This window comes from Actinomadura logoneensis (genome assembly GCF_003428695.1).
Classification (GTDB): Bacteria; Actinomycetota; Actinomycetes; order Streptosporangiales; family Streptosporangiaceae; genus Spirillospora; species Spirillospora logoneensis.
In genome coordinates this window covers 1-12600 of the sequence record NZ_QURH01001011.1, presented here as the reverse complement: position 1 = coordinate 12600, position 12600 = coordinate 1, and the positions used below count along the sequence as shown (strand labels likewise).

The window sequence follows — 12600 nt, the reverse complement described above, 5'->3', positions numbered from 1 at the left end:
GGGCCGGGCGGTCGCCGGCCCCGCCCGCCCGGCCGTGCCGCGCGACGTCGCGACTCGGGTCACTGCGCGTCGTTCTTGGCCGCGTCCGCCAGCGCCTTCTGGAGTTTCGCGGCGTCCTTGCTCTGCAGGAACAGGCCGACGGCGGTGTCGATGTCGGTGTGCCACTTGTTGTTGGCCACCACGCCGTGCCACATCGACCCGGCCAGCTTGGTCGAGGGGTTGGTCCACTGCTGGAGGGCGTAGGAGAGGTACCCGGTGTAGAGGCTCTTGTCGGCGTCCGTGCGGGCCGGGATCGAGCCCTTCTTCGGGTTGAACAGGTCCTGGCCCTGCTTGCTGCCGGCCTCCTTCAGCCACGCCAGCGCGCCCGCGCGGTGCGGGGCGCCCTTGGGCAGGGTGAAGCTGTCCGACAGCCACAGGTACGTGCCGTCCGTGCCGGGGGAGGCCGCGTAGTTGAAGTCCGTGCCGAGCTTCTTGCCGAGGCCGTTCGGGGCGCTGCCGATGAAGTAGCCGTACGCCCAGTCGCCCATGATGTTGAACGCGGCCTTGCCGTCCACCACGGCCTTGGACGCGCCCTGCCAGTCGGTCGAGGCGGCCTCCACGGAGGTGTACTTCATGATCTCGGCGAAGTCGCCCAGCGCCTTGGTGACCTGCGGGCCGGACCAGTCCGCGCCGGGCTTCCACAGCGCGTTGTAGCCGTCGGCGCCGAGGTCGCCCAGCAGGACGCTCTCCAGCAGGTGGTCGGCCGTCCACTGCGCGCCGAGCGACAGCGGCACCTTCTTGGTCTTGGCCTGCACCTGCTTGAGGTCGGCGACGAACTCCGCGACCGTCTTCGGCGGCCCGGCGATCCCGGCGGCCTTCAGCACGGCCGGGCTGTACCAGAGCATGTTCGACCGGTGGATGTTCACCGGCACCGAGTAGATCTTGCCCTGGTAGCTGATCTGGTCGAGGAGCTGCTTGGGGTAGACCTTCGTCATCCCGTTGTCGTCGTAGAACGAGTTCAGCGGCTCGATCTGCCCGGCCTTGATGTAGTCCAGCAGCTCCGCGCCCGCGTGCCCCTGGAAGGAGTCCGGCGGCTTGCGGTTCTGGAGGCGGCTGGCGAGCACAGCCTTGGCCTGGGTGCCCGAGCCGCCCGCGATGGCCGCGTTCTCGAACGTCGTGCCGGGGTTGTTCTTCTCGAAGTCGGCCTTCATCGCGGCCAGGCCGTCGGCCTCGCCGGGACCGGTCCACCAGGAGAAGACCTCGACCTTGGACTTGTCGGACGACTTCTTGTCCCCGCCCCCGCCGCCGCAGCCGGCGAGGACCAGGGCCCCGCCGAGCGCGACCGCCGTCATCGCGGTGAGACCGCCGCGCCCGCGAACCCGGTGCGTGCGCACCCTTGATCCCAGCATCGCTCGTCCCTTCGGTTACCCGAGAAACAAGCGTCCGTTCAAGCGATGATCAGGTCAACACTCCATCGCGAATAGTGATCTTCCGGTGATCTCGGTCACCCCGGCCGCCCATCGGCCACCGTTCGGTCGCCGCCCGGTCACCACGGCAGGGCCGGGGGAAGGCCCTCGATGCCCGCGTCGGGCCACTCCAGCGGCGCGCCGAGCGGCTCCAGCTCGGCGAGCTGGAGCCGGTACCAGGGGGACGCCTCGGGCCGCTCGGCGAGCTTGAGGCACTCCGGCCACGTCCACCAGCGGGCCTCCTCGACCTCGTCGGGGGCCGGGACCGTCGTGGTGTCGGTCACGGTCGCGCGGACGACCGGGCACCGCTCGTGCTCCAGCGTCCCGTCCGCCGCGGCGGCCCGGTACCGGAACCCCGGCAGGATGGACGTGATCGTGTCGGGGACCAGGCCCAGCTCGGTGGCGAGCCGCCGCCGCACCGCGTCCCGGAGGCCTTCGCGGGGCGCCGGGTGGCCGCAGCAGCTGCCCGTCCAGACGCCCGGGAAGGTCTTCTTGCCCAGCGCCCGCCGGGTGATCAGCACCCGGCCGTCCGGATCGACCACGTAGCAGGAGAACGCCAGGTGGTAGGGGGTGTCGCGATGGTGGCTGGCCAGCTTCGGCGCCGTCCCGACGGCCTCGTCGGCCGTGTTCAGCAGGACGATCTCCTCAGAGTGAACGGACACGCGCTTCCTTTCGTTGAGGGTGGTGAGCCCGGCCGGGCGTGTGGTCGCGGTAGGTGATTGTGGCGATTCGGTGCGGAAATCGTCCCAGGCTGTGGGGTGGGGCACCGGGTCGGTCAAGCCGGACTAAACTCAGAACGGCCCGACGACCGGGGGCCTCCGAGAGCCCCTGATGGAGGAGTTGACGAGCGTGACCCTGCTGGAGTCGATCACGGGTCCTGAGGATCTCAAGCGACTGGACGCCACGCTGCTGCCCCGCCTGGCGGGGGAGATCCGCGAGTTCCTGGTGGACGCGGTCTCCAAGACCGGCGGGCACCTCGGGCCGAACCTGGGCGCGGTCGAGCTCACCATCGCCCTGCACCGCGTCTTCGACTCGCCCCGCGACCGGATCCTGTTCGACACCGGCCACCAGGCGTACGTCCACAAGCTGCTGACCGGACGGCACGACTTCTCCGACCTGCGGCGGCGCGGCGGCCTGTCCGGCTACCCCAGCCAGGCCGAGTCCGAGCACGACGTGATCGAGAACTCGCACGCCTCGACCGCGCTCTCCTACGCCGACGGCATCGCCAAGGCGTTCCAGCTGCGCGGCGAGTCCGAGCGGGCCGTGGTCGCGGTGGTGGGCGACGGCGCGCTCACCGGCGGCATGTGCTGGGAGGCCCTGAACAACATCGCCGGCGCCAAGGACCGCCCGGTCATCATCGTCGTCAACGACAACGGCCGCTCCTACTCGCCGACGATCGGCGGCCTCGCCAGCCACCTGGCCGACCTGCGCGTCACCCAGGGCTACGAGCGCGCCCTCGACCTGATCAAGCGGACGGTGCCGAAGGCCCCCGTGGTCGGGCCGGTCGCCTACGAGGCGCTGCACGGCGTGAAGAAGGGCCTCAAGGACGTCCTCCAGCCGCAGGCCATGTTCGAGGACCTCGGCATGAAGTACGTCGGCCCGATCGACGGCCACGACACCGAGGCCATGGAGCACGCGCTGCGCCGCGCCCGCTCGTTCGGCCGCCCGGTGATCGTGCATGCGATCACCCGCAAGGGCCAGGGCTACGAGCCCGCCCTCGCCAACGACGAGGACCACATGCACGGCGCCGGGGCGTTCGACCCCGCCACCGGCAAGGCGCCCGCCAAGCCCGGCGCGGCCCCCGGCTGGACGAAGGTCTTCGGCGAGGAGATGGTCGCGATCGGCGCCGAGCGGCCCGACGTGGTCGCCATCACCGCCGCGATGCTGCACCCGACCGGCCTGGCGCCGTTCGCCGCCGCCTACCCGGACCGCATCTACGACGTCGGCATCGCCGAGCAGCACGCCGCGACCTCGGCCGCGGGCCTGGCGTTCGGCGGCATGCACCCGGTGTTCGCCGTCTACGCCACGTTCCTGAACCGGGCGTTCGACCAGGTCCTGATGGACGTGGCGCTGCACCGGCTGCCCGTGACGTTCGCGCTCGACCGCTCCGGCGTGACCGGCGACGACGGCGCGTCCCACAACGGCATGTGGGACCTGTCCCTGCTGTCGCTGGTGCCGGGCATGCGCGTCGCCGTCCCGCGCGACGGCACGCGGCTGCGCGAGCTGCTGCGCGAGTGCGTCGCGATCGAGGACGGCCCGTCCGCGATCCGGTACCCCAAGGGCGCGGTCTCCGCCGACGTCCCGGCCGTGGACCGGGTCGGCGGCATGGACGTGCTGGCCCGGCACGCGGGCGCGAACGGCACCCGGGTGCTGCTCGTGGTCGCGGGCTCGCTGGCCGCCACCGCGCTGGAGGCCGCCGAGCTGGTCGCGGCCCAGGGCATCGGCGTCACCGTCGTCGACCCGCGCTGGGTCAAGCCGCTCGACCCCGAGCTCGTGGGCCTCGCCGCCGACCACACGCTGGTCGCCGTGGTGGAGGACAACGGCCGCACCGGCGCCGTCGGCGACGCGGTCGCCCGCGAGCTGCGCGACAACGCGGTGGACGTGCCGGTGCGCACCTACGGCATCGCGCAGGAGTTCCTCGACCACGCCTCGCGCGCGCAGATCCTCGCCGACCTCGGCCTCACCCCGCAGGACCTGGCCCGCGAGATCACCGCCGCGACCGCGCGCGTCGCCGGCTACGGCAACGCGTCCGCCGCCGAGCACCACGCCGAGGCCGCCACCGACTGACGGCCCGGACACCGGCCGACCGGGGGCGTTCGCACGCCCTCGGCCGGCCGGAGCCCGCTCAGGAGCACCGCACACACACGCACGGTAGCCCTTCGGTCACGCGCTCGTCATGGATTCCCCGCCGACCGTCCGGCGGGCCCGGGCGGTTTGCCGACCGACGCCCGAAAATTCACCGCCCCGCGACCCGCGCGGACACGGGCGGCGGGCGGCGTCGACCGACGAGTGCGGCCAGGGGGCCGGTCTGCGCCCGGGCAGGGGGCCGGTCAGCCCTGGTCAGGGGTGCGGCAGGCGGCGCGCATGGCCTCCCAGCGGGCGAGCTTCACCCGCTCGCCGCGGCCCAGGGACCGGGCGAGGGCGGCCTCGGCGGCGTCCAGCCTGAGCCAGTCCTCGTAGCGGACGGCGGGCGGGTCCCGGTGGTCCAGCAGGTCCTCGATGGTGCCGGTGGGCTCGATGCGGGCGTCGCCGAGGTCGGCGAGCAGGTTCCGGACGGTCTCGGCCGCGTCGGACTTGTTCGTCCCGACGACGCCGGTGGGGCCGCGCTTGACCCACCCCGCCACGTACTCGCGGGGGAGCGGCGCCCCGTCCGGGCCGAGGACGCGCCCGCCGTCGTTCGGCACCACCTTGCTCCGCTCGTCGAACGGCAGCCCGGCCAGCGGGACGCTCTGGTAGCCGACCGAGCGCAGCACCATCCCGACGGGCAGGTCCTCGAACTCGCCGGTGCCGGTGACGCGCCCGGAGCCGTCCAGGCGGGTGCGCTCCAGCCGCAGCCCCTCGACCCGGCCGGATCCGAGGATCTCGGCGGGCGCGCGCCAGAACCGCACGTCGATGCGGCGGGGACGGCCGCCCGGCGCGTCCGTCCAGCCGGTGAGGACCTTGATGTTCCCGCGCACGTGCCGGTCGGCCTCGGCGAGCGCGGCGGCGGCCTCGTCCAGGGCCATGTCCGCGGCCGGGACGTGCACCGACGCCTCGGCCAGGGTGCCGAGCTCGCGCAGCTCCTTGGTGGTGAACTTGGCGTGCGCCGGGCCGCGCCGCCCGATCATGTGGACGCGCCGCACCCGGCTGCGCGCCAGCGCGTCCAGGACCTGCTCGGGGACGTCGGTCGCGCGCAGCTCGTCCACCGTGCGGGCGAGGATGCGGACGACGTCCACCGCGACGTTCCCGACGCCGATGACCGCGACCTCCTCGGCGTCCAGGGCGAAGGAGTGGTCGGCGGCGTCGGGGTGGCCGCAGTACCAGTTCACGAAGTCGGTCGCGGCGAAGCTGCCGGGCAGGTCCTCGCCGGGGACGCCGAGCCGCCGGTCCACCATCGCGCCGGTGGCGTAGACGACCGCGTCGTAGCGTTCGAGCAGGTCGGCGCGGGAGACGTCGCGCCCGAGCTCGACGCAGCCGAAGAACCGGACGCCGGGCCCCTCCAGGACGCCCTGCAGGTACCGGGCGATCGACTTGATGGACGGGTGGTCGGGCGCGACCCCGTACCGCACCAGCCCGTACGGCGACGGGAGCCGGTCGAACACGTCGACCCGCGTCCCCTCACCGGCCTGCCGCCGCAGCGCCTCGACCGTGTACAGCCCCGCCGGACCGGATCCGACGACCGCGACGCGCAGGGTTCCCGTCATGGGGGCATTGTGCCCACGCGGCCGCCGGAAACGACAGCGTGAGCGCCGTCACACCCGGTTCCGGCTCCGCCCGACCCGCGAGTGGGACCGGCCGTAGACGAAGTAGACGACCGCGCCGACGACCATCCAGGCGAGGAACCGGTACCAGGTCTCGACCGGCAGGTTCAGCATGACGAACAGGCAGGCCAGCACCGCCAGGACCGGGACGAGCGGGACCAGCGGCGTCCTGAACGCGCGCGGCAGGTCCGGCCGGGTGCGGCGCAGCACCATCACGCCGATCGCCACGACCAGGAACGCGAACAGCGTGCCGATGTTCACCAGCTCGGCGAGCTTGGCCAGCGGGATGAGCCCGGCGAGGACGGCGACGACGCTGCCCAGGATGATCGTCGAGCGGTAGGGCGTGCCGAACCGCGGGTGGACGACCGACAGCCAGCCGGGCAGCAGCCCGTCCCGGCTCATGGCGAAGAACACCCGGCTCTGCCCGAGCAGCAGGATCAGCACCACCGTGGTGAGGCCCGCGACGGCGCCGATGCTGATGACCGTGGCGAACGCGGGGTGGCCGACGGCCTTGAAGGCGTCCGCGAGCGGCGCGGCGACGCTGAGCTCGGTGTAGTGCTGCATGCCCACGACGACCAGGGACACGGCCGCGTACAGGACGGCGGTGACGATGAGCGAGCCGATCAGCCCGATCGGGAGGTCCCGCTGCGGCCGGCGCGCCTCCTCGGCGGCGGTGGCCACGATGTCGAAGCCGATGTACGCAAAAAAGACAATTGAGACAGCGGCGAAGATGCCGAGCCAGCCGAAGGACACCGGGTGGATGCCGAACAGCACCTGGATCAGCGGCGCCGCCGCCCCCTTCACCGACTCGTTGGGCTGCTGCGGCGGGATGAACGGGCGGTAGTTCTCGCCCTTGACGAAGAACAGCCCCGCGAAGATCACCAGCAGCACGATCGCGACCTTGATCGCCACGACCGCCGTGTTCACCCGCGCGGAGATCTTGACGCCCGCGACCAGCACCGCCGTCACCGCGAGGACGACCAGCACCGCCGGGACGTTCACCACCCCGCCGTTCTGCCCCGGCGGGTTCAGCAGCTCGTCGGGCAGGCGGATCCCGGCGCTGGCCAGCAGCGAGTCCAGGTAGCCGGACCAGCCGACCGCCACCACCGCCGCGCCGAGCGCCAGCTCCAGGATCAGGTCCCAGCCGATGATCCAGGCCGGGAACTCGCCGAGCGTGGCGTAGGAGAAGGTGTAGGCCGAGCCCGCCACCGGGACCGTCGAGGAGAACTCGGCGTAGCAGAGCGCGGCGAGGCCGCAGACGACGGCGGCCAGCACGAACGAGATCGCGACCGCGGGCCCGGCCTTCTCCCGGGCGACCTGGCCGGTGAGCACGAAGATCCCTGTTCCGATGATGACGCCGACCCCGAAGACCACCAGGTCCAGCGCGCCCAGGTCGCGGCGCAGCCGGTGCTCCTTCACCTCGGTGTCGCTGATCGATTGCTCGACCGTCTTCGTGCGGAACAGGTCCACCTCGCGTACGTCCTCTCGACTCGACTGCGCTGCTCGTCGCCGAGGGTCACCTCCTGTAAAGGATCTGGACGGGACACAGCCCGCCGAAACCCACGACTTCACCGGGATGCCCAATGAAAACGCGAAAATGCCGCCCTGATGGTCCAGGACGGCATTTCCGTCATCGCGCCCGTGTCGGTGCACGGTCGCGGAGGCGGGCGCGCTGTTCACGCGGGCGCCTCCGCGGGCCGCCGGGCCTCCCAGGGGCGGTCCGGCGGCCTACGGGGTCGAGCGGGTCGAGCGGGTCGGCCGGAGGGTCAGGCGGGCAGGGACGCGACGCCCGGCTCCAGGAACCGGCGGCCGGTGACCTGCTCGGCGATGCCGCTGCGGTCCAGGTACGGGGTGATCCCGCCCAGGTGGAACGGCCAGCCGGCGCCGAGGATCATGCACAGGTCGATGTCCTCGGGGGCCGCCACGACGCCCTCGTCCAGCATGAGCCGGATCTCCTCGGCGAGCGCCTTCAGCGCCCGCTCCAGGACCTGCTCCTCCGTGGACGGCCGGTCGCCGCCCGCGAACAGCTCCACGGCCTCCGGGTCGAGGGTGAAGTCGGGCAGGTAGACGCCCCGCTTCCCGGCCGCGACGAACTTGCCGAACTTCTCCGACAGCGGGAACCGCTCCGGGAACGCGCCGTGCAGCGTCTCGTTCACGTGCAGCGCGATCGCCGGGCCGACCAGGCCCATCAGGACGAACGGCGGCATCGGCAGGCCCAGCGGGTTGGCGGCGCGCTCGGCCACCTCGATCGGCGTGCCCTCGTCCACGGCCTGGATGATCTCGGCCATCAGGCGCAGCAGGATCCGGTTGACCACGAACGCCGGGGCGTCCTTGACCAGCACGCAGGACTTCTTCAGCTGCTTGCCGACCGCGAACGCGGTGGCGAGCGCCGCGTCGTCGGTCTGCTCGCCGCGGACGATCTCCAGCAGCGGCAGCACCGCGACGGGGTTGAAGAAGTGGAAGCCGACGACCCGCTCGGGGTGCTTCAGCTTCGAGGCCATCTCCGACACCGACAGCGACGAGGTGTTGGTCGCGAGGATCGCCTCGGGTGAGACGTACTCCTCGACCTCGGCGAACACCTTCTGCTTGACCGACATCTCCTCGAACACGGCCTCGATGACGAAGTCCGCGTCGGCGAAGGCGTCCTTGGTCAGCGAGCCGGTGATCAGCGCCTTGAGGCGGTTGGCCTTGTCGGCGGAGATCCGGCCCTTGCCGAGCAGCTTGTCGACCTCGCCGTGGGCGTAGCCGACGCCCTTGTCCAGGCGCTCCTGGTCCAGGTCGGTCAGCACGACCGGGACCTCCAGGCGGCGCGCGAACAGCAGCGCGAGCTGCGAGGCCATCAGGCCCGCGCCGACGACGCCGACCTTGGTGACCTTGCGGGCCAGGGCCTTGTCGGGCGCGCCCGCGGGCCGCTTGGCGCGCTTCTGCACCAGGTCGAACGCGTACAGGCCGGAGCGCAGCTCGTCGCTCATGATGAGGTCGGCGAGCGCCTCGTCCTCGGCGGCGAAGCCCTCGTCGCGGCTGCGGTCCTTGGCGGCGGCGACCAGGTCCAGCGCGCGGACGTAGGACGGGGCCGCGCCGTGCAGCTTGCCCTCCAGCGTCCAGCGGGCCATGTTGACCGCGTCGTCCCACGCCTTGCCCTTGTCGACCTCGGGGCGCTTGACCTCGATCTCGCCCTTGAGCACGCGGGCGGTCCAGGCGAGCGACTCCTCCAGGAAGTCGGCGGCGTCGAAGATCGCGTCGGCGATGCCGAGGTCGTACGCCTGCTGGCCCTTGAGCTGCTTGTTCTGGGCGAGCGGGTTGTCGATGACGACCTTGAGGGCCTTCTCGGCGCCGATCAGGTTCGGCAGCAGGTACGTGCCGCCCCAGCCCGGCACCAGGCCGAGGAACGCCTCGGGCAGGCTCATCGCCGGGACGTTGCGGGAGACCGTCCGGTAGGTGCAGTGCAGGCCGATCTCGACCCCGCCGCCCATCGCCGCGCCGTTGTAGTAGGCGAACGACGGGACCTTGAGCTCGCCGAGGCGGCGGAACACGTCGTGGCCGAGCTTGCCGATGGCCAGCGCGTCCTCGCGCCGGGAGACCAGCGGGACGCCCTTGAGGTCCGCGCCGACGGCGAAGATGAACGGCTTGCCGGTGACGCCGACGGCGACGATGTCGTCCCGCTCGGCGATCGCGTCGAGCGCGGCGTTCAGCTCGGTGAGGCCGGCCGGCCCGAACGTGCTCGGCTTGGTGTGGTCGAAGCCGTTGTCCAGGGTGATCAGCGCGAGCGTGCCCGCCCCGAACGGGAGCTGGACGTCGCGGACGCGGGCGTGCGTGACGACCTCGCCCTCGAAGATCTTGGTGATGTCAGCGCTCACTTGGCGCCCTCCCAGTTCACGTTCTCCCAGAGGACGGTTCCGCCCATGCCCATGCCGACGCACATCGTGGTCAGGCCGTAGCGGACGTCGGTCCGCTCCTCGAACAGCCGCGAGAGCTGGGTCATCAGCCGGACGCCGGACGAGGCCAGCGGGTGGCCGAAGGCGATCGCGCCGCCCCACGGGTTCACGCGCGGGTCGTCGTCGGCGATCTTGAAGTGCTCCAGGAACGCCAGCACCTGGACGGCGAACGCCTCGTTGATCTCGATGAGGCCGATGTCGTCCATGGTCAGCGAGTTGCGGGCGAGCAGCTTCTCGGTCGCCGGGACCGGGCCGACGCCCATGACCTCGGGCTCGACGCCCGCGAAGGCGAAGTCGACCAGCCGCATCCGCGGGGTGAGGCCGAGCTCGCGGGCCACGTCCTCGGCGGCGAGCAGGCAGGCCGTCGCGCCGTCGTTCAGGCCCGCCGCGTTCCCGGCGGTGACGTTGCCGTGCACCCGGAACGGGGTCTTGAGCCTGGCCAGGTCCTCCATCGTGGTGCCGGGCCGCGGCGGCTCGTCCTCGGTGGCCAGGCCCCAGCCCTTCTCGGCGGACCGGATCGCGGTCGGCACCAGGTCGGGCTGGATCTTCCCGGCCTGGTAGGCGGCGGCGACCTTCTGCTGGCTGCGCACGGCGTAGGCGTCCGCGCGCTCCTTGGTGATCTGCGGGAACCGGTCGTGCAGGTTCTCCGCGGTGGTGCCCATGACCAGCGCCGACGGGTCGACGAGCTTGTCGGCCAGGAAGCGCGGGTTCGGGTCGACGCCCTCGCCCATCGGGTGCCGGCCCATGTGCTCGACGCCGCCGGCGAGGGCGACGTCGTAGGAGCCGAAGGAGATCCCGGCCGCGGTCGTGGTGACCGCGGTCATCCCGCCCGCGCACATGCGGTCGATGGCGTAGCCGGGGACGCTCTTGGGCAGGCCCGCGAGCACGGCGGCGCTGCGGCCGATGGTCAGGCCCTGGTCGCCGGTCTGGGTGGTGGCGGCGACGGCGACCTCGTCCACCCGCTCCGGCGGCAGGGACGGGTTGCGGCGCATCAGCTCGCGGATCGCCCGGACGACCATGTCGTCGGCCCGGGTCTCCGCGTACAGGCCCTTGGGGCCCGCCTTGCCGAACGGCGTCCGGACGCCGTCCACGAACACGACGTCACGTGCGGTACGAGGCACGGGTCGCCCTCCCTCGGAAGGTGGTTACTCACTGGTAACTCGCCATCCTACTCGTCGGTAATGCCCGTCCGGGTCATCCGCGCCGCGTGGTGATCGCAATCGTGGCCGGAATCTCAGTTTCGGCAGGGGAGGGCGGCGGTGTTCGGCTCCGCTCAGCGCTGTTCCGAGGGCGTTCGGAGCGGGCGGACCGGGACGAGCCGGTCGAGCGTCCTGGTCAGCACGAAGCCCCCTCCGGCCGCCACCAGCGCGCCCACCAGGAGGCCCACGGCCACGTCGTGCGGGTAGTGGACGCCGATGTACACCCGCGAGGCCGCGATGACCAGCGCGTCGAGGACGGCGATCGTCCCGAGGAGCCGTCCGGCCGCCAGGCAGACCGCCACCGCCGCCGCCCCCGCCAGGACGGCGTGGTTGCTCGGGAACGAGTAGTCGGACGCGCCCGGGCAGGCGACCGCGATGTGCACGGCGGGCATCGCGCGGCACGGCCGCTGCTCCTGGGCGATCAGCTTGACCACGCTGTTCAGGACGTACGCGGCGGCCATCGCGCCCGGCACCCACAGCGCGGACGCGGCGGCCCGCAGGCCCCGGTCCCGGGCCCGCCACCAGGCGAGCGCGGCGAGGACGACGAACAGGACCAGCCCGTAGTCGCTCCACCAGCCGACCAGGCCGTTCAGCTCGCCGGTGTGCCGGGACACCCCGACCACCGCCCGGTAAAGCCCCGCGTCGAACGCGTCGTGCCCGGCGAGCACCGCCGCCGCTGTCCCGTGGATCACTCGGACCCCGCTCCCCGTGAACTCGTCCCCACCTTGAATCTACAAGTATGTAAATTTACCGGACGGAGACGTCCTCGTCGGCCGACGCGGCCAAGACGAGGGGGAGGGCGGGCGGCGCGCCGGGGACGCTGTGGGGCGGTCGGCGCGCGGCGGACGGTCAGGTGGCGGCCTGGGCGTGTTCGACCAGGTCGTGCAGGTCGATCGCGGCGTCCTGGGCGGCCAGCAGCGAGAGCACCACCAGCCCGACCACGGCCGCGATCAGCAGCGGACGCCGCGCCGGCGGCGGCTCCAGCAGCGCCGCGACCCGCCTCGGCAGCGGGCCGGGCCGCCGGACGAGGCGCATCCCGCGCATGCGGACGGCCCCGATGAGCGAGCCGGTGAGCGGGCCGGTGAGCGCGCCGATGCCCAGGGCGGCGGCGGGCAGCGGGCGGGGACGGCGGTTGTGCGCGAGCGCGGCCCGTCCGATGGCCTGGGCGGTCTGCTCCCGGTCGCGGATGTGCGCGGCGGCCCGCTCGTCCGCCCAGCGCTCGGTCGCGAAGACGACCGCGCCGCGCAGCGGCCAGAGCAGCGGGTTCGCCGCGACGGCGATGGCGGCGAGGGCGCGGAACAGGTGGTGCCGGTCCGCCAGGTGCGCCCGCTCGTGCGCGATCAGCGCCCTCCGCTGGGCGGGGGAGAGGACGTCCAGCATGGCGGTGGTGACCAGGACGCGTCCGGGCCGTCCGGGGAGCGCGAAGGCCTCGGCCCGCGGGGCGTCCACGACCGCGACCAGGCCGTCGCCGGGCAGGTCCCGGGCCGTCCGCGCCGAGGCCGCCAGCCGGTGCCCCTGCCGGACGGCCACGCCCACCGCCGCGGCCAGGCAGGCCGTCAGG

Annotated in this window: 9 protein-coding genes; 1 reads left to right on the top strand and 8 read right to left on the bottom strand. The window is 72.8% G+C overall.

The window, feature by feature from the left end:
- Window positions 1-59: 59 nt before the first annotated feature.
- Window positions 60-1388: an ABC transporter substrate-binding protein gene (locus DZF91_RS34885; RefSeq protein WP_117361308.1), complete on the bottom strand. Its 1329-nt coding sequence runs from the start codon at window positions 1386-1388 to the stop codon at window positions 60-62.
- Window positions 1389-1525: 137 nt separating this feature from the next.
- On the bottom strand, window positions 1526-2107 hold the full coding sequence (gene idi, locus DZF91_RS34880) for an isopentenyl-diphosphate Delta-isomerase (RefSeq protein WP_117361307.1): 582 nt from the start codon (window positions 2105-2107) through the stop codon (window positions 1526-1528).
- 187 nt (window positions 2108-2294) lie between these two features.
- Between idi and dxs the strand changes: the two genes are divergently transcribed.
- On the top strand, window positions 2295-4232 hold the full coding sequence (gene dxs, locus DZF91_RS34875) for a 1-deoxy-D-xylulose-5-phosphate synthase (RefSeq protein ID WP_117361306.1): 1938 nt from the start codon (window positions 2295-2297) through the stop codon (window positions 4230-4232).
- Between the two features lie 263 nt (window positions 4233-4495).
- On the opposite strand, the gene DZF91_RS34870 is transcribed toward dxs, so the two are convergent.
- From DZF91_RS34870 to DZF91_RS34845, 6 genes are all read right to left on the bottom strand, one after another.
- Entirely contained in the window at window positions 4496-5848 is a 1353-nt protein-coding gene (locus tag DZF91_RS34870; protein ID WP_117361305.1) for an FAD-dependent oxidoreductase, read from the bottom strand.
- 48 nt (window positions 5849-5896) lie between these two features.
- Window positions 5897-7375: an amino acid permease gene (locus tag DZF91_RS34865; protein WP_117361304.1), complete on the bottom strand. Its 1479-nt coding sequence runs from the start codon at window positions 7373-7375 to the stop codon at window positions 5897-5899.
- A gap of 296 nt (window positions 7376-7671) precedes the next feature.
- Window positions 7672-9762 (bottom strand): 3-hydroxyacyl-CoA dehydrogenase NAD-binding domain-containing protein, encoded by a 2091-nt coding sequence (locus DZF91_RS34860; RefSeq protein ID WP_117361303.1) that lies wholly within the window; start codon window positions 9760-9762, stop codon window positions 7672-7674.
- Window positions 9759-10961, bottom strand: coding sequence for a thiolase family protein (locus tag DZF91_RS34855; protein ID WP_117361302.1), 1203 nt, complete (start codon window positions 10959-10961; stop codon window positions 9759-9761). Before DZF91_RS34855 ends, DZF91_RS34860 begins: the two co-directional genes overlap by 4 nt.
- A 152-nt stretch (window positions 10962-11113) precedes the next feature.
- The gene (locus DZF91_RS34850) at window positions 11114-11731 is read right to left on the bottom strand and encodes a phosphatase PAP2 family protein (protein WP_158588111.1); all 618 of its coding nucleotides are present in this window, start codon (window positions 11729-11731) and stop codon (window positions 11114-11116) included.
- Window positions 11732-11888: 157 nt separating this feature from the next.
- Window positions 11889-12600 (bottom strand): M48 family metalloprotease (locus tag DZF91_RS34845; protein ID WP_158588110.1); only part of this gene is annotated, 712 nt, incomplete at its 5' end.

Coding starts and splice junctions, on each gene's coding strand:
- DZF91_RS34885 (WP_117361308.1), bottom strand. CDS start 1,388: ATGCTGGGATCAAGGGTGCGCACGCACCGGGTTCGCGGGCGCGGCGGT.
- DZF91_RS34870 (WP_117361305.1), bottom strand. CDS start 5,848: ATGACGGGAACCCTGCGCGTCGCGGTCGTCGGATCCGGTCCGGCGGGG.